The organism is Pseudoalteromonas 'SMAR' (assembly GCF_048515945.1).
In the GTDB taxonomy this organism is placed as follows: domain Bacteria; phylum Pseudomonadota; class Gammaproteobacteria; order Enterobacterales; family Alteromonadaceae; genus Pseudoalteromonas.
Genome location: NZ_JBLWMW010000009.1, coordinates 52,625 through 75,316, shown reverse-complemented (window position 1 = coordinate 75,316; position 22,692 = coordinate 52,625). Strand labels below are relative to the sequence as shown.

General features: G+C 46.9%; 17 protein-coding genes. 7 read left to right on the top strand and 10 right to left on the bottom strand.

Going from position 1 to position 22,692, the window contains the following annotated elements; all coding sequences use genetic code 11:
• The first annotated feature begins 12 nt into the window (after positions 1-12).
• On the top strand, positions 13-3,198 hold the full coding sequence (locus tag ACNKW2_RS06045; RefSeq protein ID WP_419147747.1) for a two-component regulator propeller domain-containing protein: 3,186 nt from the start codon (positions 13-15) through the stop codon (positions 3,196-3,198).
• Between the two features lie 12 nt (positions 3,199-3,210).
• Here ACNKW2_RS06045 and ACNKW2_RS06040 read toward each other — a convergent pair whose 3' ends face one another.
• Together ACNKW2_RS06040 and ACNKW2_RS06035 are read right to left on the bottom strand one after the other, a co-directional pair.
• Positions 3,211-4,158 carry an ion transporter gene (locus ACNKW2_RS06040; RefSeq protein ID WP_419147773.1) on the bottom strand — a complete coding sequence of 316 codons (948 nt, stop codon included), beginning with the start codon at positions 4,156-4,158 and terminating at the stop codon, positions 3,211-3,213.
• Between the two features lie 16 nt (positions 4,159-4,174).
• Positions 4,175-6,853, bottom strand: coding sequence for a bifunctional acetate--CoA ligase family protein/GNAT family N-acetyltransferase (locus tag ACNKW2_RS06035; RefSeq protein ID WP_419147746.1), 2,679 nt, complete (start codon positions 6,851-6,853; stop codon positions 4,175-4,177).
• Positions 6,854-6,975: 122 nt separating this feature from the next.
• Here ACNKW2_RS06035 and ACNKW2_RS06030 point away from each other — a divergent pair, with 122 nt between their 5' ends.
• Complete coding sequence (locus tag ACNKW2_RS06030) at positions 6,976-7,686, top strand: SIMPL domain-containing protein (protein WP_419147745.1); 711 nt, start codon at positions 6,976-6,978, stop codon at positions 7,684-7,686.
• Between the two features lie 98 nt (positions 7,687-7,784).
• Here ACNKW2_RS06030 and ACNKW2_RS06025 read toward each other — a convergent pair whose 3' ends face one another.
• The 4 genes from ACNKW2_RS06025 to ACNKW2_RS06010 all read right to left on the bottom strand — a co-directional run bounded on the left by ACNKW2_RS06025 (position 7,785) and on the right by ACNKW2_RS06010 (position 10,965).
• Positions 7,785-8,744, bottom strand: coding sequence for a DUF4350 domain-containing protein (locus tag ACNKW2_RS06025; protein WP_419147744.1), 960 nt, complete (start codon positions 8,742-8,744; stop codon positions 7,785-7,787).
• A 19-nt stretch (positions 8,745-8,763) separates the two neighbouring features.
• A complete protein-coding gene (locus tag ACNKW2_RS06020) occupies positions 8,764-9,246 on the bottom strand; it encodes an NYN domain-containing protein (protein ID WP_419147743.1) in 483 nt (160 codons plus the stop codon).
• Between the two features lie 94 nt (positions 9,247-9,340).
• Positions 9,341-9,847, bottom strand: coding sequence for an NUDIX hydrolase (locus tag ACNKW2_RS06015; RefSeq protein WP_419147742.1), 507 nt, complete (start codon positions 9,845-9,847; stop codon positions 9,341-9,343).
• Positions 9,848-9,912: 65 nt separating this feature from the next.
• Entirely contained in the window at positions 9,913-10,965 is a 1,053-nt protein-coding gene (locus ACNKW2_RS06010) for an aldo/keto reductase (protein WP_419147741.1), read from the bottom strand.
• A 257-nt stretch (positions 10,966-11,222) separates the two neighbouring features.
• Between ACNKW2_RS06010 and dinB the strand changes: the two genes are divergently transcribed.
• The 3 genes from dinB (at position 11,223) to ACNKW2_RS05995 (ending at position 15,705) form a co-directional block, all read left to right on the top strand.
• Positions 11,223-12,275: a DNA polymerase IV gene (gene dinB / locus ACNKW2_RS06005; protein WP_419147740.1), complete on the top strand. Its 1,053-nt coding sequence runs from the start codon at positions 11,223-11,225 to the stop codon at positions 12,273-12,275.
• A 143-nt stretch (positions 12,276-12,418) separates the two neighbouring features.
• A complete protein-coding gene (locus tag ACNKW2_RS06000; protein ID WP_419147739.1) occupies positions 12,419-14,104 on the top strand; it encodes a carbon starvation CstA family protein in 1,686 nt (561 codons plus the stop codon).
• 68 nt (positions 14,105-14,172) lie between these two features.
• Positions 14,173-15,705: a M17 family metallopeptidase gene (locus tag ACNKW2_RS05995; protein WP_419147738.1), complete on the top strand. Its 1,533-nt coding sequence runs from the start codon at positions 14,173-14,175 to the stop codon at positions 15,703-15,705.
• 105 nt (positions 15,706-15,810) lie between these two features.
• Here the strand turns inward: ACNKW2_RS05995 and ACNKW2_RS05990 are convergent, their stop codons facing one another.
• The gene (locus ACNKW2_RS05990; RefSeq protein WP_419147737.1) at positions 15,811-17,778 is read right to left on the bottom strand and encodes an acyltransferase family protein; all 1,968 of its coding nucleotides are present in this window, start codon (positions 17,776-17,778) and stop codon (positions 15,811-15,813) included.
• Between the two features lie 307 nt (positions 17,779-18,085).
• Entirely contained in the window at positions 18,086-18,517 is a 432-nt protein-coding gene (locus ACNKW2_RS05985) for an Lrp/AsnC family transcriptional regulator (RefSeq protein ID WP_419147772.1), read from the bottom strand.
• 152 nt (positions 18,518-18,669) lie between these two features.
• Between ACNKW2_RS05985 and ctlX the strand changes: the two genes are divergently transcribed.
• Together ctlX and ACNKW2_RS05975 are read left to right on the top strand one after the other, a co-directional pair.
• The gene (gene ctlX, locus ACNKW2_RS05980) at positions 18,670-19,581 is read left to right on the top strand and encodes a citrulline utilization hydrolase CtlX (RefSeq protein WP_419147736.1); all 912 of its coding nucleotides are present in this window, start codon (positions 18,670-18,672) and stop codon (positions 19,579-19,581) included.
• A 43-nt stretch (positions 19,582-19,624) separates the two neighbouring features.
• Positions 19,625-21,043, top strand: coding sequence for an alanine/glycine:cation symporter family protein (locus ACNKW2_RS05975; RefSeq protein WP_419147735.1), 1,419 nt, complete (start codon positions 19,625-19,627; stop codon positions 21,041-21,043).
• 91 nt (positions 21,044-21,134) lie between these two features.
• On the opposite strand, the gene ACNKW2_RS05970 is transcribed toward ACNKW2_RS05975, so the two are convergent.
• Together ACNKW2_RS05970 and ACNKW2_RS05965 are read right to left on the bottom strand one after the other, a co-directional pair.
• Positions 21,135-21,860 (bottom strand): hypothetical protein, encoded by a 726-nt coding sequence (locus ACNKW2_RS05970; protein ID WP_419147734.1) that lies wholly within the window; start codon positions 21,858-21,860, stop codon positions 21,135-21,137.
• A 208-nt stretch (positions 21,861-22,068) separates the two neighbouring features.
• A complete protein-coding gene (locus ACNKW2_RS05965) occupies positions 22,069-22,680 on the bottom strand; it encodes a TIGR04211 family SH3 domain-containing protein (RefSeq protein ID WP_419147733.1) in 612 nt (203 codons plus the stop codon).
• Positions 22,681-22,692 lie beyond the last annotated feature (12 nt).

Genomic DNA, 22,692 nt, shown 5'->3' with positions numbered 1-22,692 from the left:
CCTCGGCTTTTTATGTTGCGCCTCTGTTTATTGCTGTTGCTCAGCGTTATTTCTTTGTCTATAAGTGCCACCCAAATCTCTCGCCTGTCTCCGGCGGAGGGCTTGTCACAAAGTTACGTCAATACCCTACTGCTTGATAAGCAAGGCTACTTATGGCTATCAACCGAGGGTGGGCTTAATCGATACGATGGCTATCAAGTGCTCGAGGTCAGTGGACCCGATGGCATGTTGGATAAGGTGCAAGTAAATCATATTTATCAAGATAGCCAGCACGGTGTGTGGATAGCCACAGGGCTTTCTGGGTTGTTGCGTTATGACCCGCGCAAAGACGAATACCGCACCTACATTGCCGCGCCGTCATCGGGAGACGAGTTTTTTAATAATTTAGTTTACCGCGTGCTCAGCAAAGACGCCGAGCACATGTGGATTGTGCGCACCAATGACATTGCGGTGTTAAATATCGACTCTGGGGAGCTTAGCAAAGAAGTGTCTTTGCCACTGGATGAAGAAAGTGGCTTTATCCGTGCGGTAAAACAGCACGGCGATATCTTGTTTATTGCCACCTCTGAGCGCTTGTATGGTTACCATTTACCCTCTAAAACATTGCGCGAAATAGAGCACATAGAAGCCCTTGAACACCCTTTTCAAAGCAATGCTAAGTCCTTATTTTTACTCGATGACGACACCTTGCTTTTGGGCACAGTGCAAGGCTTATATGAGCTGGATATCAGTGCACTGCGACAAGACTTTAGTGCCGATGTCAGCTATCAAACCCGTTTAACCTCGCTCAATGTGTGGAAAATGCTTCGAGAAGGGCCAAACACCTTGTTGCTCGGGACCGACAAAGGCTTAGTGTATTATCACCTTGACGACCACAGTGTGGTGCGTGATAAGCGCCTATCCAATAGTGTTTTCTTACCGTCTGATACCAGCGTGATTGATATTGTCCGTGACGGTAATGAAGGCCTGTGGGTGGCCACCAAAGAAGATGGCGCTTTTTATCTCCCTAATCGCACCCTGAGCTTTGATAATGTCAGCGATCTCAGTGTTAAAGGCGAAGGCTTTTCTCATAGCAATATTTGGTCAATGGCGGAGGCGTGTGGCTATTTATGGTTAGCAACCAATGATGGCATCACCCGTTACGACCCGCAAACAAGAGAAACTAAACCGTTTTTAAAGGGCTATTTGGGCGATGAAATTTTATCCGAGTTTATTGTCTGGCGGATTGCTTTGTATAAAGAAAAGCTCTGGCTCATTACCGTCAAAGGCTTATTTGTCTTTGACCCCGTGAGTTATGAAATTACTCGCCCCAAAGTAACTAGGGAAGAAGATAAAGATGTGCTTACAGACTTTGTTAAAGGCGGTGTGTTTTTAGACAATGGTAAGTTGTACTTTGTCAACAGTGACATTGGCATGTTTGTTTACAACATGGACAGCGGTGAACTACGCCACTTAACTAAATCGTTTGAGAACGTTGACCCCTTTTTGACTTATGGCTTTTACCCGCCTTTACCCACCGCACCAGAAAAGCCACTTTATTTTAATGCCGGGGTGTTGTATCAATATGACCCTGAGGCGCAAAAGCTATCGCCAATTTACAAATCACCTCAGGCAAATAAGCATTTAGCGGTGGACGTGACCACCTACACCATAGATAAAAACAATGTACTTTGGCTGGCGCTGTCTTCATTTGGCTTAGTGGGCCTTACGTTAGATGGCTACGAGCCGATTTATAACATTGACCTTAAAGCGCATAAAATCGATACCCTGATGTATGAAATGCGCCAGGATGAAAAAGGCATGATCTGGATGTCTTCGCACAAAGGTATTTGGCGCTTAGACCCAGATAACTTGCACTTACAGCAGTTCACAACTGAGGATGGCATTCTTTCCAATGAGTTCAATGGTGGCGCTTCAGCGCAGCTTTCTGATGGCAGAATAGCCTATGGCATGATTAAAGGGGCGGTGATTTTCTCTCCTGAGCAAAACCGTCCACAAAGGCCGTTGCTCGATAGAGTTAATATTACCAGTGTTGACTTAATCTCTCGCCCCAATCAAGAGGCCGGGTTGAAACAATTTGATCACATTGAACTGGAACATGATGACATTGGTTTAGAAGTGTCCTTCTCTGCCATGGCATTTAGTTATCAAGACCGCATTATTTACGAATATCAAATTTCAGGTGGGCAAAAAATTCTCAGCCGCAATCAAAACCGTGTGATGTTTCCCAAGCTTAACCCCGGGGAATATGAACTAAAAGTTTGGGCTAAGGATCCCCTTACTGGAGATTATACGCCGCCGGCCAAGCTCAGTATTAAGGTTAACTATCCGCTGTGGCGCTCGCCTGCAGCGATAGCGGGGTATGTGTTTTTATTGTTATTGATTTTATCCATTTGGAGCTATCGTAAGCATCGTGTTGAGCAACTGATTTTAGCCGCTCACCGTGCCACGCAAGACCGCGAAGCCCGCCTAAAAATGGCCTTAGAAGGCAGTAACTCTGGAGTTTGGGAGTGGCATGCTGGCAGTACGTTAATCTATCAGCCGCGTCTGGTTTCTGAGCTTAATTACGACATGGAAAGCGTGAGCCTAGATGACTATCTACACAAAGTTCATCCAGCCGATCGGGCTATGTTCCGGTTGCAATGGTTAGAGTTTGTCACCACCGACAAAGGCTTTATCGACTGCACTTACCGGCTTCGCGATAAGCAAGGGCAGTGGCGCTGGTACAAAGACTTTGGCAAGGTATTGGAATGGCATGGCGGGGTGCCAACGCAGGTAGCCGGCACGTACACCAACTTAACCCGAGAGCGTTTGTTTGAAGAGCGCGCCTCGTTATTTGGCGCGGCATTTGAACAAACCCGAGATTGGGTGATGATCCTCGATAAGCGCTTACGTATTCAAGCCTGTAACCGGGCACTACAAAACGCCTTTAACATTGCGTCTGTTCCGCGCTCAAGCACCTCAGTGACGCTAGGGTTATCCACACAACAGCGCATGGCCTATATTCGCAAAACCTTGGCGTTAAAAGTACATCAGCACTTTAGCGCTGAGGAAGTGATCACTTTACCAAATCAAGAGCAAAGAACGGTACTGGTGAAAATTAGCGCGGTGGCTAATAACCAAAATGAACTGCACAGCTATGTAGTAGTGCTAACCGACATCAGTCAACAACGTGAACCGTCACAGCACAGCCATTAGTGTGCTGTGACGTTACAGTTTTTTACCGCAATGGCGGCAGTACATATGATGCACTCGTTGGCTGGTCATAAGCTTAATCGCTTGGTTCGCTTCCAAAGGGCTGAGGCCAAGTTCAATGCGCAGTGCTTCTAAGTGTTGTCGCTCATTTTCGTCCACTTCACCATCGACGAGGGCATGTAAAATGGCCTCATTAAAGGCATCGCGGCGTTTACGTAACTGCTCGGCAAAGCTTGAGGCCAGCAAACCGGTGGGAATGGCCACCATGCCCATGCTCAGTAAGGTGATCAAACCACCAAAAAATTGCCCTAATGGCGTAACAGGAACAGAGTCACCATAACCGACCGTTGTCAGCGTTGCCATGGCCCACCACATGGCTTTCGGTATGGAGCCAAATTTATCAGGTTGAATGTCGTGTTCAATCAAATAAATCCCGCAAGAGGCCATGATCAACACCACACTCATGATAAAAAAGGCCGCCAACAAAGAGCTCGACTCTTCTTTAAATGCCGCGAGCAACAATTGCATTGCGCGAGAGTAACGCGTCAGTTTGAAAATCCGCAATAACCGAATAACCCGTAAGAAGCGCAGGTCAAAGGTAATAAATGCCATTAGGATAGTGGGCAAAATGGCGATTAAATCAATCACTGCCAGTGGCGAAGTGGCGTATTTGAGGCGTTTTTTCCAATTAGGTTGCTTGAGCTGGGCATATTCAATTTTATCAACACAACACCATAAACGCAGTACATACTCGAGGGCGAAAATGCTGACACTGATTATTTCGAGGCGCAGAAAGTGGCTATGATATGTTTGCGATAAGGCTTTTTCTGACTCTAAAACAATAGCAATGACATTGGCCAAGATCAGTAAAATTAGAAATATATCCACGGCGCGCCCTAGGCGTTGATATTGCCCAGTTTCTTCAAGTACTGCAGCCACTTTTTCTCTTAGGTGAAGCGACATCGCCAATTTAATTCCTTTATTGTTTTTTATCTAAGTGTAACACCATTTCGATGGTGCCTTCTTCAAAGTCCCGAGAAACCGTAAAACCAAGGCTTTTTGCCAGTCCTATCATGCCACTATTCTCTGGTAAGGTGATCCCCTCAATGGTAGCAACGCCTTGTTTTTGACAGTGCTTAATGGCCGCTTGCATGAGTATTTTTCCAAGCCCCAAGCCTTGGCAATCGGAGCGCACCACCACGGCAAATTCCGCTACTTGGTTATCTGGATCCATCAGTACTCGCGACACTCCCAAGGTTTGATAACTGGATTTGTTGGGCACGGTAACAATAAATGCCATCTCTCGGTCGTAATCAATTTGGGTCATTTTCGCCAGTTGGTCGTGATTAAACTGTGGCAGCTCACCAAAAAAGCGCCGATACCTGTCTTCTTTGCTGAGTGACTGATCAAACTCCTGGTGGGCGCGCTCATCTTCTGGTCGAATGGGCCTTAATGTTGCCGCTCGGCCATCTTTCAGGGTTACTGTGGTTACCAGCTCTCTGGGATAGGGGCGAATAGCAAGGCGCTTTCTGCCTGGGGTGGGCTGGTAGCGTTTCAGGGTGATATTAGCATCCAATACTTGGAACTGTCCGGCACAGGCTAAAATGGGGTTGAGTTCGATTTCATAAATATCACTTTGGTCTACCACCATCTGCGACAATCGCGTTAATAAGGCACAAAGACGGTATTTGTCGACCTTTTCAGGTAATGCCCGCTCTTTGATCACGCCTTTATCATGAGCCGCGGCGATCAGGTATTTGGCCAGGTTCATATTCAGCGGCGGCAGCGCCACGGCGGCATTGGAAAAGTTTAACCCAGTGCCAGCTTCCCCAAGCAAGATGACCGGGCCAACTTCTGGCTCGGTTTTCACCGCGATCCTCAGCTCTTGACCGCCAGCACGTTTGGCCATGCGCTGTAATGAAAAGCCTTCAATCTCAGCGTCAGGGGCGTTATTACGCACCCGTAATAGCATCGCAAACGCGGTTTGTTCGACCTCTTCAGCGTCGTTTAAATTCAATACCACACCGCCGACTTCTGACTTCGAGGGAATATCATGGCTGATAAGTTTAAGCGCCACAGGAAAGCCCATTTCCTCAGCCTGCTCTTTGGCTTCTGAGGGAGTCAGTGCCACCTCGGTGGCGATACAATCGATATCGTAATAATCTAAGATGGTTCGGGCTAAATGGGTCGATAACTGCGAGGCACCTTGGTCTAAGTATTGGTTGATCAGTGCTTTGGTTTGCTTATGCTGCAACTGAGTTTCATCACTGTAAGACTCGGGAGTTTGCGTGAGGTGCTTTTGGTTGCGGCGGTAACTGACCAAGTGCATAAAGGCGCTGACAGCCCCTTCAGGAGTGCGGTACGTGGGGATTTGGGCGTTGGCGCATACTAATCTAGCATCGTAGGCTGCCTCTTCACCCATAAAATTAGTCATCACGTAGGGCCGTGACATTTTTGGGATTTTACTCAAGGTATCGGCCACGATATTGGCGTAGGCAGTACTTGGCGCCAGTGCCGAGGGGGTGTGAATAATGAGTAAGTTTTTTACTTCCGGCGCTTTCAGTAATATTTCCAAAGCCTGTTGGTAACGCTTAGGTGACGAGTCGCCAAAAATATCAACGGGGTTACAAGCGTGATCGGTTTGTGGAATTAAGTCGCTCAAGGCTTGCTTGGTTTGCTCACTGAGTACCGCCAGCTTACCGGAATTTTGTAACAGGGTATCCACTGCCATCACCCCAGGGCCACCGCCATTAGTTAAGATGGTCAACTGCTCCACTTGCAGCAGTTTGGGGTGCAATGACAGGGTTTGGGTGGCAGCAAATAACTCACTTAACGAGTTTACTCGCAGCATCCCCGCGCGTTGGAAAATGGCGTCATACACCGCATCGTCGGAACTATTACCGCCGGTATGGTTGAGCGCAGCCAGCGCGCCCGCTTTGGTTTTTCCGGTTTTGATGGCGATCACCGGTTTACTAAATGCGGCAGCACGGGCGGCGGAGATAAATGCCCGCACGTCATCGATGTTGTCGATGTAGAGCAAGATGGCTTGGGTTTTGGCGTCACGACCTAAGAAATCGAGCAGTTCGTCAAAGTCGATATCAAGACAATCGCCCACAGAAACAAAGTAGGAAAAGCCAATTTTACGTTGTTGTGCCCAGTCTAAAATGGTTGAGCACACCGCCGCCGACTGAGATACAAAAGCGAGCTTACCGGGATTGGCAACGGTGTGAGAAAAGCTGGCATTAACACCTAAGTGGGGGATCAATAACCCTAGGCAGTTGGGGCCCAGTAAGGTCACTTTGGCCTCAAGAGCGTGCAGCTTTAACTGCTGCTTTTGCGGATTATCTAAGCCGGCAGCAATAATAATGGCATGGCGACAGCCAAGCGTTCCCAGTTCGGTAATAATGTCGGTTAAGGTATTTTTGTTGGTGCAGATCACCGCTAGGTCTGGCACTTTTGGCAGTTGCTTAATGCTGTGGTAGGCCAATACCCCATGAACCGCTGTGTGTTTTGGGCTAACTGGCATAATCGGCCCTTTAAAACCGCCTTGCAGTAAGTTTCGCATGACAATAAACCCGGCGCGGTCGGGGTTATTCGACGCACCAATAACGGCAATGGATGTGGGGTTAAAAAACTGGCTTATGCGCTTTACACTCATGCTTGGTCCTTGATTCAGCCGCAGCTCATATTCTCCACTCTACCATTTTGCTGATAGTTTTCGAGCGTAATTCAGGTAGACTTTGATCTATATTCTATTCACAGCGGCTATAAGGACTCCGTATGTCGACATTTAACAAATACATCGCCCCCGCAGCACTACTAGCGGTGGCCGTGGTGACCAGTGCTTGGCTGGTAAAAGACACCATTTTAGAAGTAAAAAGCATGGAACGCAGCGTACGAGTAAAAGGCTTGGCTGAGCAAGAGGTGAAAGCCGACACGGTAATTTGGCCGGTGTTTTACCGCGATGCTGATAACGACTTAGAGGCGCTGGTGGAACGCATTGAGAGCAAAAATTCGGCGATCCGTGCGTTTTTAACCTTACACGGCTTTGCCAGCGAGGAGTTGTCTGTCTCTGCCCCTTCGATTACCGACAAGTACGCCCAAGAATATGGTCAAAACGCTCAAGGCTTTCGCTATGTCGCCAAATCTGGGGTAACGGTATACAGCAACAGCCCTGACAAGGTTGCCCAAGCCTTAAGTAAGCTTAATGAGTTGGCAAAGCAGGGCATTGCCATTACTAAAGACGATTATCAAAACCGCGTTGAATACCTGTTTACTGGGCTCAACGACATCAAACCACAAATGGTGCAAGAGGCGACGCAAAAGGCTCGCGAGGTGGCGGTTAAGTTTGCTAAAGACTCGGATTCGGTACTAGGAAAAATTAAATCGGCACGCCAAGGGCAGTTTAGTATTCGTGACCGCGATAGCAATACCCCGCAAATTAAGATTGTGCGAGTAGTGACCAGCGTCGAGTATTACCTGTCGGATTAATGTAGCAAAGTCGCTTCGGCAACTGTCTTTCATTGCGCTTCCCCTTGCTTTAATGGCCAATACTTGTGGTGCTAATAAGGTAGGGGGGGATTAGATAGTTATTCGTGCTTACTGCTATTTGCCAGCCAGTGCATGATATTAAGCAAAAAGGCTTCATTTTGCTTTGCACCGGGCGATCTTAATCCGTGCTTTTTTCCTGTATTTTTAATCAGCTGCGATGAGAACATCATCCCCTCAGAAAAAACCGCTACGCGTCCTGCGCCAAGCTCTAGTATTGCGCCCTGACTCCACCCCTTCATGGATATTCTTGGTGTCTCTGCGCTGATTTGAAATGGCCGAGCAGGCTCTGCTGACACCACGCCGTCACCTAAACGCAATAAAGACACGGCTTCCGCTGGTGCTTTAAAGGCTGAGCCACCAAACGACTTTACTTGATGTATTTGCGATGCAGTCGAGTCCATTGCTTGGAAAGTAAGAGGCGTAAGGGCGTTATTGTCAGTCTTGGTGTTGCTGTAAGTGAGCGGGTGTTCGGCAAGAGATTGGTTCTCTTTTTTGAACGTTACGCTTGGCACGTGGCCATTACTAAACTGAAACCCCAAAGCTTCGGCCAGATTAGCAATCACTTTGGGAAAAGGAGTATGATCAGCGACTAAAAAAAGCGCGCCGCCCTCTAGTATCCAACTTTTTAATGTGGCCACTTCATGTTGCGTAAGTGCTTGACCATAAGGTGGCAGCCAATCGCTTCTGTCTCTGTCTAGGGCGTTTGCAATGACGACAATATCAGCGTGATTCAGTTGCGCTGCCGTCAATTTGCCTTTATTTGCCTTGACCCTAAAGCCGTCACTGATGAGCACTTGCGCAAAGGGCTGGTATCTATCACCTGCGGTGAGAAAGTTGTTATGGCCTTCATCGACCAACACCACGGGGCCGGTGTTGGGGGCAAAATAAGCCACTCTTTGCTGTGGCATAAAGTCAGGGTCGGCTTGTTGAGGGGACTCTGAACAGGCTGTGAATAGTAGTGCTAAGGCAACCGCCACTAGGCTCTTCAGTGTTTTCATAGGCCGCATCTTGTATTTTTTATTGCTTGTTTATTAATAGCTCGCCGTCAATGGCGATAAACTCGCTGGCCGCTCGCGTCAATGAGGCGGCGGTCAGTTGCGGTACGCCGTAGACTTCGACGCGAGTGTGGTATTTTTCTCTAAGCTTAGTGGCGAGAATATCAAAGTCGCCATCGCCGCTGACCAGCACGATAACATCACTGTGCGCCGCCGCTTCCATGGCGTCTATGGTGATCCCGACATCCCAATCGCATTTAGCGGAGCCATCACTGCGTTGAATGTAAGGTTTTAATTTTACCTCAAAGCCAATGGCGCGAAGAATGTTCTGAAATTGTCGCTGTTTATCATCGCCGCGATCGCTGGAATAAGCGATGGCTTTATGAATCGTGCGGTTGTGGGTTACTTGACGCCAAAACGCATTGTAGTCAAAGCCGCAACCATAGGCCTGCTTAGTGGTGTAATAGACGTTTTGGGCATCAACTAAGATGGTAACGCTTTGCATAATATGCTCTCTGACGTTTGGAGGTCACTGGGGTAACCGTTTTATTGCTTACTATTTTAACTTAGCATTTTGCTGTGATGTTTCACTGTTAGCGTTACAGCAATTGCTCAGCGATGTGGTTAAGTAGCGTTAATTCGCGGCGAACTGACTGACCTTTGTTGTTGGGGTCGGCCAACTTTTGCTGATTATGAGCAATGGCGTCGCTGAGTTTCATCCACACCGGCTTCATACCATTGGCCTGTTCATAGGCTTCCATTTCTGGGGCGCTAAACTCACCACAAATTTCACAAACAAAACAGTGTGAAACGATATGAACATTATCAAAGTCGTTTTTATACCAAGGGCGGTATTCCTCATAACAGCCAAACTCGGTGATGGTTAACAGGTTCTTAGCACCGGTTTCTTCTTTAAGCTCACGCTCTAGCGCCTGAGGTAGTGACTCTCCGGCATCAACACCGCCGCCCGGCAGGGTGTAATCGTCATAACGCGCGGTATAGAGTAACAAAATTTCATCGCCGCGTAACACAATCGCGCGGGTGGTTTCTCGGGTAAAACAGCTGCCAGCAGGTGGGCTGACGGCAGTCGGATTTAAGTTCTGCATGGTTTAACTACAACAACAGCGCCACGACGTGCGTGGCGCTTTTAATAACGGATGTGGTTATGGTATCAGAACGGCGCCGGATACGCTTTAAATACGGTATCTATTTCCGCCAGTGCTTCTGGGCAAAGGGGCCGCTCGAATGCTTGGATATTTTCTTTTAACTGCGCCATGGAGGTGGCACCAATAATGGTGGAAGTGACGCCTTCAACTTGGTCACACCATGCCAACGCCAGTTGCGCTGCCGTTAAGTCAAACTCGTGGGCAATTTCTTGGTACTTGGCCACCGCCTCTTGTGCCAGTTGGGTGTCTCTGAATAACCCTTGACGTTGTACTAATGTCCAACGGCTGCCTTCAGGTCGTGCGCCGCCTAAATACTTACCACTGAGCATGCCACTGGCAAGTGGCGACCAAGGTAAATAAGCGATGTCTTCGTGCTTACATTGCTCAATCAGATAAGGCCAGTCTTTGGCGTGGAGCAAGCTAAACTCATTTTGAATCGCCACTGGCTTAGACAGGTTGTGTTGCTGAGCCAGGCTTAGGTAAGTTTGAATCCCCCAAGGAGTATCGTCCGATAACCCCCAGTGGCGAATCTTTCCTGCTTTAATGCACTTCTCTAGGCCTTGCAGAATATCGAGCATGCCCTCGCGCTCTGCAGTGCTGTCTACTTCGTTGATGGCGAGCATGCCTGGCCACTGTTTACCAAAGTGCGGAGAAGTGCGGTTGGGCCAATGCAGTTGATACAGGTCGATGTAATCGCTTTGTAAGCGAGTAAGTGAGTCGTCTACGGCTTTGACTACCGCGTCTCCTGTGATGGGGCCGCCATTGCGGATCCAAGGCAGACCATTACCGGCAATTTTAGTGGCAATCACCAACTGCTCACGCTTTTCTTGATGGCGACTGAGCCAATTGCCGATGATTTCCTCGGTTTTACCATAGGTCTCAGGGGCGGGCGGAACCGCATACATTTCCGCGGTATCGATAAAGTTGATGCCGCGACTTAAGGCATAGTTGATCTGCTCATCGGCGTCATGTTGATTGTTTTGCACGCCCCAAGTCATGCTTCCTAAGCAAATCCGTGAAACCTCTAGCGGGCTACTACCGAGTCGTGAATACTTCATGCAGGCTCCTGATGAAAATGGACAAAAAAGAATTGGGTGAGTTGTGCCTTTTGCCCCAAAAGGGCCATGGCTACAACCTGTACAGCATGTATAACACCCTCTAACTAAAAGCATTATGGCTGCTTTATCACCGTTGATGCAACTCTATGCGGTAACTCTATTAGCTTAACGTATGGTGCTGGGTTTTGCGTGGTCATTATTGCATCAAGAGTAAATATAGCGCATACTAAATACTGTTTATTTACACAGTGTTTGATATGCGTAAGTTTGTACATATTGATATGGACGCCTTTTACGCCTCGGTAGAGATGCGTGATAACCCAGAGCTTGCCAAGGTGCCCATGGCCATCGGTGGCAATAGCCATCGCGGAGTGCTGTCTACGGCAAATTACATTGCTCGGCAGTATGGCGTGCGCTCAGCGATGTCGAACTATCAGGCAAAAAAGCTCTGTCCCCAGCTGGTTATCGTGCCGGGAAGAATGGGGCTGTACAAAGAGATTTCTCGCCAGATCAGGGGGGTTTTTGCAAAGTATACGGAGCTTATCGAACCGCTGTCGTTAGATGAAGCCTACCTCGATGTTACCGACTGCCAAGCCTGTAATGGCAGTGCCACCCTAATTGCAGAGCAGATCCGCCGCGAAATTCATCAACAAACTGGCCTCACGGCATCGGCAGGCATTGCGCCAATCAAGTTTTTAGCTAAAATCGCCAGCGATGAAAATAAGCCGAATGGTCAGTGTGTGATCACGCCGGATCAGGTGGCGGATTTTATTGATAACCTGCCGCTGAAAAAAATTCCTGGCGTGGGTAAGGTGACGCAGCAAAAGCTCTTGGCAATGGGGTTAGAATATGGTCGCGATGTTAAAGCCCTAAACGAAATGCAGTTGCGTAAATCCTTTGGCAAGTTTGGTGCAGTATTATGGCGGCGCTGCCAAGGCGTAGATGAGCGCGGTGTTGAAGTAGACCGAGTGCGCAAGTCGGTGGGCGTAGAAAGCACCTTTTCCGAGGACATCAGCGAGCCGGAGACGTTAAAGCAAATCATCGCAAATAAGCTCTTACCTGAACTCACTCGGCGCGCAGAGCCATTCCAACAGCGTGGCTTTCATAAGCTGGGTGTTAAGGTTAAATTTTATGACTTCAGCCAAACCACCAAAGAATGTCAATATCAGCAACTGGATTTGCAGGTGTTTGAAACTCTGTTACTCGAAGCACTTGCCCGGCATAAATACAAGCCCGTTAGGTTGGTAGGGTTGCATATTGGCTTAAATGAACAGCCCCACGATCATACCCAGCTAGGTTTATTTGATTAATACTCGCCTGAAATAAGCGAGTTGGTATCTCCCTCCTCTAGAAATCTTTCACTACCCTAGACTAAAAGATAACTGCAATTTAAAAAAACTATGCTAGCTTCGAGTGGCAAGTGTGTTTAAAACAACAACAAGAGGAAAGCGTAATGCAATCCATAATGATCGTGCTTTTTGGCATTATCGGCATGTTATTTGGGTGGTTTGTTTACTCCAAATTCATTGCCGAGAAAATATTTAAAATGGATGACAACTTCGTCACCCCGGCTCACGAGCTGGAAGATGGCGTCGATTATGTGCCTACCAACAAGGTGGTACTGTGGGGGCATCACTTTACTTCAGTCGCAGGCGCAGCGCCTATTGTTGGTCCTGCTATTGCGGTGTATTGGGGCTGGGTGCCTGCCGTACTTTGGGTGGTGATTGGTACTATTTTCTTCGCCGGTGTGCATGACATGGGGGCGTTGTGGGCCAGTGCCCGACACAAAGGCAAATCCATGGGGGCGCTGTCTGAAAGTGTTATCGGTAAACGCACGCGCTCTTTATTTATGATTGTGGTTTTCCTGGTGTTGCTGATGGTGAACGCCGTGTTTGGCGTGGTGATTGCCAACTCCTTTGTGGGTAACCCCGAAGCGGTTTTCCCAGCTTGGTCTGCCATTGTTGTGGCGCTGGTGATAGGCCAGCTATTAAAGCGTAAAGTGCCGCTAATTCCACTGTGTATTATTGGCGTGTTTATCCTTTATGCCTCGATTTACGTGGGCAGTGGTATGCCACTGAGCTTGCCGTCGGAAATGTTTGGCCTAGGCGATAAAGCCAATTGGATCATTATTCTGTTCATCTATGCGGCGGTGGCCTCGTTACTGCCGGTGTGGATGCTATTACAGCCTCGTGACTTTATTAATGGCATGCAGCTGCTGGTTGGGTTAGTGCTCTTGTATGGTGCGGTGTTTGTCGTCATGCCAGACATTACCGCGCCGGCATTTAATACGCAAACCGTTGAAAACACACCCAGTATCATTCCGCTGTTGTTTGTTACCATCGCTTGTGGTGCGGTGTCAGGCTTCCACGGGATTGTTTCTTCAGGCACCAGCTCGAAGCAGCTTAACAAAGAAACCGATGGCCGTTTTGTGGGTTACTTAGGTGCGGTAGGTGAAGGCTCGTTAGCTCTAATCACTTTGGTTGCCGTCAGTGGTGTGATGCTGGCGGTTTCTCCAGAGCAGTGGCATGAAATATACAGTCACTTAGGTGCCGGCAGTGTGGCAGCCTTTGTCGATGGTGGCTCGAACTTGATCAGCACAGGTTGGGGGATCCCAGTGGAAATTGCCTCGACTTTATTGGCGGTGATGGTGGTGTTGTTTGCTGGCACAACCATGGACTCTGGGGTGCGTTTGCAGCGCTACATTATTCAAGAGTGGGGTGAGATTTATAACATCAAGGCGCTTGGTAATGGCATTGTTGCCACTTTATTAGCGGTAGGCTGCTGCTTGCTGTTGGCCTTTGGTGCCGGTGGTGCTTCCGGCAGTGGCGGCATGGTGATTTGGCCGCTGTTTGGCTCAACCAATCAAATTTTGGCCAGTCTAACCTTATTGGTTATCTCGGTGTATTTAATAAAATTGGGGCGTCCGGCCCGTTACACCTTAGTGCCGATGGTGTTTGTTTTGGTGATGGCGTTTTTTGCCGGGATCATTAAGCTCGGTGAGTATTATCAGCAAGGCAATTGGCTGTTGGTGGTGCTCGATGTCATTGTCTTAGTGGTGAGTGTGTTGGTGATGCTTGAAGCTTGGTCGGTGATAAACAAAACCAAAGCGAGCCCTGAAAAAAGCCAAGATATCTCCTAGAGCCCTTGGAAGTTCAGGGGAAATCCCCTATAGTCGGCCCTAATTCTAAAAATAGAAAAGGGCCGTTTATGTCTTTTCCAGTCGCATTACCGAGTAATGAACTTTTCAATAATGATGCCGACGCCATTGTCGTTATCACCCATGACATCAATCACCTTGGCAATTCTACTCTCGATGAGGTTGCCGCTCCTTATATTGCCGTAGATGCACGCATTGCCCAAAAAACCACTTTGTTGGTTTCTGAACAAGTACCTGGCAAGCGTTTAGTGATTGCACCTACTGGGCCTGTAGACAGAGATTACGATGACGTAAGACGCTTTTTCGAGGCGGCGAAAGCGGGCGTTTTAGAAGCCAAAGCAGCCGGCGCAGTAAAACCTTTACTTGTTGTGGCTAATGCCCCAAGCGATTCGCGCTATGAAAATGCTTTAGCGGTGAGCTTTTTAGGTGCTTGCCAAGGCCTTTGGCAACCTCTTGAAGCACGAGAATATCGTGGTGAAGAGATTGAGCCAATTAGCAGTATTTATTTATTCTCGGCAACAGAGCAAACCTGCCAACAGTTAACGGCCATTTCTGCTGGTCAATATGCGGCACGTGACCTTTGTGGTACGGAACCTGAGCGTATGGCTCCACCGCGCTTTGCCGATTACTGCGTTGAGTTATTTAAAGACTCTGCGGTGAATGTGGAAGTGGTGGCCGACCGTAAAACCATTGATGAGCAGTACCCGCTGCTAAGTACCGTTGCTCGCGCTTCTTATGCGGTTGAGCGCCATCACCCACGGGTGGTAAAAATGGCTTATGAGCCAGAAGGTGAAGTTGAACGCACCTTGATTTTTGTTGGTAAGGGCTTGGTGTATGACACCGGTGGTGCCGACTTAAAAGTAGGTGGCTTTATGGCAGGCATGAGCCGCGATAAAGGTGGTGCGGCATCGGTGGTTGGCTTTATGGAAGCGGTGGCAAAATACCAGCCGAAGGGCGTTAAAGTCATTGCTTACTTAGCCGTAGTACGCAATTCAATTGGCTCTGACTGTTTTGTGCCCGATGAAATTATTGCCGGTCGTGAAGGCGTACGGGTGCGCATTGGTAATACCGATGCCGAAGGGCGTCTTGCCATGGGCGACTTACTCAGTGAAGCCAAAGACTTAGCGCTGGGTGAGAAAAATCCAGAGCTATTCACGGTTGCCACACTAACGGGGCACGCTGCCCGTGCTATGGGTCCTTACAGCGCGTATGTTGAAAATGGTCCGGCTCGAGCGGCCAAAGTCTCGCGTCAAATCGCTGACTTGGGTGACCTGTGGGCAGATTGCGCTGAGGTGTCTCGCAGTCGTCGTGAAGACTATGACTTTATCCAGCCGCGTACCTTGGCTGACGATGTGCTATCGAGCAACAATGCCGCGTCTGCAGTGACAGCTCGTGGTCACCAGTTCCCAATGGCGTTCTTAGCGATTGTGGGTGGTTTAGATAAGCACGGTTGTAATGCTGAGCAGCCGCTACCTTATGTGCATATGGATATTGCAGGGAGTGGAGTTGAAGGGGGTGATTGGCAGCATGGTAAGCCGACCGCCGCGACCGTGGCGAGCTTGTTTGCGCGTTATTGTATTTAAGCTTTTGGTTTGTTTGTAGAAAGGGAAGCGCTTTGCTTCCCTTCATTAGTTATTGGTGTATGTTGTGGCTGACAAATCCTAAAAAGAAAAAGCTTTCCTTCCAAGTTATTTCCCCTTAGAGGAAGATTCCGACAGTGCTATTTTTTCAAAAATGGGACTAATAAGCTGATTACCAAGAAAGTTTAAGTGGTTATTATCTGAGTAATATGGGTATCCATTCTTTGAAGCATAGCAAAACTGTTTATCACACAAGTATTTTGTAGGATCCACAATTTTTACCCCACACCGCTTACTGGCTTCATCTTGCATTTCCCAGATAAACACATTGCGCTTGTAATAGTCGTATATGCTAATTTTTATATCATCATCAGCCTTTTTAAATAACCTATTTCGCATTAAAACGTTTGAGGTATGTACTATAACTTCGGGTATAGGTCGGGTGAGAAATACGTTATTTGATTTTCTCTTAATTTTGCATACGGTATCAATGTATCTTGTTTTTAGTTTTTCCAAATAATCATCAGTGAAAGTATTCGTTTGAAGTCCACCTTTAAAAAACACAACTGGCAAGCCCCAATAAGGTTCTTTTCCCTGCTCATTTGGACCATGGAAGTAATACGGCAACCTATTAATAATCACAACCGTTTTAAACTGCTTTTTTTTCAGTATTTGCTGAACGAAGCTTGAACATGCATTTTTATTCTTTGACTCCATACCGAAGTCTGTATAGCTCACTCCTTCTATCATTGGGCAGCCTGGCTGATTATAGGTTGAAAAAGTTAACTTGTGTCGCTCTACTACTTGTTTGAGGTAAGCGCTCGACACAGCAGCATGAGAGTCACCAAGTAATACAATATCACCATCCATTGCCGAGTTGCTTTTTGGTTGTGGCTTCGCTTGCTTCTGAACACTCACTACTTTTTGTATTTCAGGATCGGCCAGTCTCCAATGATAATTGTTAAACTTTATGCTTGCAGCAAAAGAGCTTAAAAGTAGACATAAGAAGGCAATAATGAATAATTCGCTTTTTATGGAACGGCTCGACAATATCTTTCTGGAAGGTATTTCCACTAATTTATATGAGTAATGTGCTATTAGAATACATAATAATACACTCCCATAAACCCATGCCGAGTCATGCTGAAGGTTTGCAAAATATAATGCAACAACAAAAGGCCAATGCCAAAGGTAAAGTGAGTAAGAACGTTCACCGAGCCATTGAGCAACAGAGTTATTTGTAAATATGCATTTTTCTTTTTGGGACAGAATAATTAAGCAAGTTCCTAAAGTTGGAGCAATAGCCCAATAACTTGGCCATGTGAAACTTTCATCTATAAAAAGAAAGCTAATAATAATAAGTAACCAGCCAAGCCAGTATAACTTGTTGCTTCGCATTTTTAATTGGTTATATTGTTTTATCACCATGAAGACTAACCCCCCAGCGGCCAACTCCCAGATACGAGTCGGGAGCAGGTAAAAAGCAGCGGATGGATCTCTCTTGGAAATTATTAAGTTTAAAAAAAAAGAAATTAGAAACAGAAAAAATATGCTAATAGTTAACGCTTTACTACCTTGCCATTTTTTATTAACTAAGGTTAAAAATATTGGGAAGAGAATATAAAACTGAGCCTCTATCCCTAGTGACCAGGTATGCAATAACCATTTGTCTTCTGCTATGGAATCAAAATACCCTGCTGATTTATAAAACAAGATATTACTCAGAGAGTTTACTGCAAAAATAGATTGCAACCCCAAAGATTTGTAATCATAGGTTGGTAACCAGAACCAACCTAAGGCAAGTAAAAAAATAAGAACAACAAACAATGCTGGCAGAATTCTTCTTGCCCTTGCCATATAAAAATTCCAGATCGAGAAGTTTCCTCGCTCATTTTCATTAACAATAATTGCAGTCATTAAATAGCCTGAAATGACAAAGAAAATATCTACTCCAACAAAACCACCATGCAAGCCGAAAAAGTCGAAATGGTATAGCAAAACAGCTAGAACAGCCCAAGCACGGAGGCCGTTAATATCCCTGCGAAAGCTAATCTTAGAATGGAAAGTTGAATGCATGGCTTAAGTTCCTTAGTAAAGTAACAAAATGATATATGAAAAAAGTGTGTATTTCATTTGTGTTCATTCGCAGAACAAGCTGGTAACTTCTATTTTTTGAAAATTAACTAGAGTAGAAGGTTTATGAGAAACAAGTATCTCCAAACGCTTAATCTAAGTGTGAGCATAATTTGGTGTCAATTGAAGATGTTTAAATATCTAAGTGCCCGTCAATAAGTAGCTAATCTTGGCACTATTTCAGTTCAGGTATTGACTGTCTTAAACGCTCGCTCGTGTGACTTCCTAAGTCTGACACTGTACATTTATGTTAAGTACTAGACAGGAGAATGCTAGTTTCACTGTTAAGTACGCCGTCGGTTTCTCTTATCTGCCGCAGTACCCCGTCAAAGTCGCTGAGGTTGGCTGCCTGAATTTCGGCGACTAGATCCCATTTGCCGTTGGTGGTGTGGACTTTTTTTAGTTCTGCAATGCCACGTAGGGCGCTTATCACTTGAGTGGTGGATTTGCCTGTTACTTCTATCATCATGATGGCGTTCACTAGATCTGCGCCGATGTGTTCGTGCACTCGTACGGTAAAGCCTTGAATGGCGCCACTGGAGATTAACCTATCGAGGCGGTTTTGCACTGTGCCACGGGATACATTGAGGGTTTTAGCTAAAGTGGCAATGGGCGCTCGGCCATCTTTTCTCAGTTCTGCAAGCAGGGCTTGGTCGAGGTTGTCGTAGAGGTAAGGCGTCATAAGCAAATAGGCCAATGTTATTCATATTGCTTAAAACAGCTTATCATTATGCTAAAAATTTGCACGTTTTGTATAAGTATTTGCCATTTTAATTGACGTCTTGTCTAGCTAGACTGATAGTTAATGACAACACAGTAATGGTAAGCAAGCTAATGACAAGCGCAGTACAAGCTCCTAATGCGGTGGTGATGATCCGTCCCCATCACTTTATTTCTAACCCACAAACCATGCAGGATAATGCCTTTCAGCAGCATTGTAGCGACATGCACCCAAGCCAACGAGCCTACATGGAAGTGACACAAGCGGTGCAGCAGCTGGAGCTGCAGGGCGTTAAGGTGCATTTGTTTGAAGACATGACCACAGCGACTCCCGATTCGGTGTTTCCCAATAACTGGTTTTCTACCCACAGCGATGGTCAACTTATTACCTATCCTATGTATGCGCCTAATCGGCGACTGGAAATACGCCAAGATATTATCGACTTCTTAGCGGCCAACTACCAAATGACTCAGCATCATGACTTTAGCCATCTAGTGGCGCAAGAGTTGTTTTTAGAGGGCACAGGTTCTATGGTGATTGATCATGCTCATGGTGTGGCTTACGCAGTGGAGTCTAAACGCACCAACCGCGAGCTGGTGGCGCGCATTTGCCAACAGCTGGGATTAGATGCCATGGTATTCAATGCCTTTGATGATAATAACATGCCGGTTTATCACACCAATGTACTTATGTGTGTAGCCACAGAGTTTGTCATGCTATGTTTGGATATGGTGCCGGCCTCACAACAAGGCGAGCTGTTGGCGCAGTTTGAACAAAACGGCTTGCAAGGGATTAACTTGTCAGTGGCGCAAATTAAGCAGTTTTGTGGCAACGCCATTGAACTACAGGGCAGCTCTGGGCGGGTGTTGGCGCTTTCAACTACGGCCTTTGCGGCCTTAGGCGAAGCACAAAAAGCGCAAATCTCGGCAAGCGCTAAACTAGTAGCCATTGATATTCCGACCATAGAGTCGGCTGGTGGCTCAGTGCGCTGCATGATAGCAGGCATTCATTTACCACAAAAATAAATGGCACCAGCCATAATAACAATCATAACAACAGGAACTGCCTATGTTTGATACCGCAGTTAAGGCCATTAATGGCTTACTTTGGGGAGATGGACAGCTACTGATCTATATCCTTTTATTTGCCGGGTTTTGGTTTTCAATTCGGCTTAAAGTAATACAGATCCGTCAGTTTGCTCATATGTTTAGCTTACTGAAAAGCAGTAGCAGTCACGATAAAAATAGTATTAGCTCGTTTCAAGCCTTGTGTACCGGGCTTTCGGCACGAGTAGGAACGGGTAACCTTGCGGGGGTCGCAGTGGCTATCTCGTTAGGTGGCAGTGGCGCGGTGTTCTGGATGTGGATGATTGCCATTTTAGGTATGGCCACGGGCTTTGCCGAAAGTGTGCTAGGTCAGGTATATAAGGTGCGCGACAGCCAAGGCGAGTTTCGCGGCGGCCCAGCTTATTATATTCAACTTGGTCTTGGTAGCCGTTGGTTGGCGGTGTGCTTTGCGTTTTGTTTGTTCCTCGGCTATGGCTTTACCTTCAGTGCCATGCAAACCAACACCATCACCGACGCTCTGAACTACGCGTTTGCTATTCCCACCCATTATTCTGGTATTGTCATTACGCTGCTGGCCGGCTCAATCATACTAGGTGGCTTTAAAGCCATTGCTCGCTTTGCTGAGCGTATCGTGCCCATTATGGGCTTGGTTTTTGTGGTGGCCGCGGTGATTATTGCCATAATTAATTACGCTAAGCTTCCAGCCATGTTGGAGGACATCTTACTCAGTGCTTTTGGCTTACAAGAGGCTGGCGCAGGCGCGCTGGGGGCGGCGATTAAAAATGGTATCCAGCGGGGGTTATATTCCAACGAAGCGGGGGCGGGCAGTGTGCCTCATGCTGCAGGCAGTGCCACGCCTAACCCTAACCACCCTGCCACTCAGGGCTATATTCAAATGCTCGGGGTGTTTTTCGATACCATTGTATTGTGTAGCTGTACCGCGGTGATTATTTTACTGGCCGATATTGATATTGGCAGTGAAATGGAGGGGATCCGCTTAACCCAATCGGCAATGACTGCTCACCTTGCGGCAGGGGGCGTGTATTTTGTTGCGGCGATCATTACTTTATTTGCGTTTACCTCGGTGGTGGCTAACTACGCGTATGCCGAAAGTAACCTGCACTTATTTAAATTAGATAATAAGCTTGGCCGCGGCATCTACACAGTGTGTTATTTATCCATGATGCTGTGGGGCGCGTCGGCCACCTTAAAGCAAGTGTGGGATTTGGCGGATATTGCCCTGGGGTTAATGACGGTGGTAAACGTTATCGCCATCGTGCGCTTAACCCCCACGGTGTTGGCGGTAACGGCAGATTATCATCAGCAACAGCGCAGCGGTAAAAAGCCTGAGTTTGATGTTTCTGCGGTACCAATACAAGGACAAGTGGAAGCTGATGTTTGGAAAAAAGTTAATGCCTGAAAAGGTGAGCAGCTGACTAATCAGTTGCTCACTGAGTGGGGCCCGGTTTTTTTCAGTACCTCGATAATAAATACATAGCCTTAGTGGTATTTCATGACTCATAACCACAAAGAATAGACCACTTAGCCTCTTTTAAGGCCTCTGTCGCTAATGTACGACACTTCCAACTATCAATATTACTATCCAGATGTCGCATATAGTCCATTAAGGTTACCATCACCGCGACATGTGTATCAGATGAGACCGGGTCGACGAGCATACCTGCGGTAATATCGCCATTTTCACCACTGGAGAAAATGACTTCTTCTAGTGCTGAACATTCATTGTTTGCATTTATAACGCATGCGCCTACGGGGGTATTGTTAGACGTTTTAACCACAATGACTTTTACATTGGTGCCTTGCCCATTTGCCATGCCTGTTGCTAGGGTTTTGGCGCTGATATCACTACCATTGTGTGCAAAGCCAGTATTACTGTTTTGCTGAGAGGGGGGACTATTAAGGTCGGAGCAGCCTTGATTGTCAGAAGAGCAAGGAGATCCCTCATTAATGTATTGGTAGACGGCTTTACGCTTTATTGCACTTGCTAAATCAACTAATCTTTCTTGATGAAAAGCACCGCTATTGCAAGGCTCTTTATCACAATTGCTTTTGAACCAAATAGAGCGAGGGTTTTCGATAGTACCACTGTAACCAACCTCAACTTCCTCGCCGTATCTGTCTTGAAAATATACAATGTTTTGCTTTGCTTGAGCTTGCTTGATTGTGGCAAATATTCCTAGTGTGATTAACGCAATTAGCATAAATGATTTGCGCATGACTACCTCCTAGTAGTTTTGTTTATAAAATGTTTATTTTTTGTGGTTTTTTATCTTATGCTGAGGTTGGGGAGGTGTCAACTGTCTTTATAACGGGTTCAGCAGGTATGGCGGTGATGCTGTGGGAGGTGTGTTGTTACTGTGCATGGTAGAAAGCTAAAATTGAGGCCCAAGCTATTACCTTGAGCCATTTTAATTGATACTGATATTACCAGCCGTCGTAACGGCGTCGACGCGATAAGAATAGCGTTAAAATCACCCCGATAATAATGCCACCAATACCAATGCCGCCACCATATGTAAGCAATAAGTGCTGTTCTTTTTGTACTTTTTGCTGCTGCATTTGACGCTCTTGTTCAAGCTGTTGCTCTAGGCCATCAATGGTGTCTTGCAGGGCGGCGTTTTCAGCCAGTAGGTTGGTGTTGTTTTGTTGCAGCACTGGCAGTTGTTGTTGCGCCTGATTGAGCGCTTCTTGAGTGTCTACTAGGGTTTGGTTGACTGACTCTAGCTGTTGTTTTAGCCCCGGCTCAGTGGTGATAAATTTGCTCTCAACCCAGCCTTCACGTGCTTTGTCATCTTTAATTTGGACAAAGCCATCTTCTGCGCCACTCATGATGGTAATTGGCGTGCCAGCATCGACCGAGCCTAAAATGCGATAGTTTTTGCTCGGACCGGTGTGCATGAAAATGTATAAGTCGTCACTTATATAGCCGTTTGGATTTGCACCTTCTGTGGTGCTGGTTTGCGCAGGTTCCTCAGCAAAAGCAGTAAAGCAACTGAAGAACAGGCTCGCAATGAAAAATTGCTTTAAGTTGAACATGCGTTGGCCTTT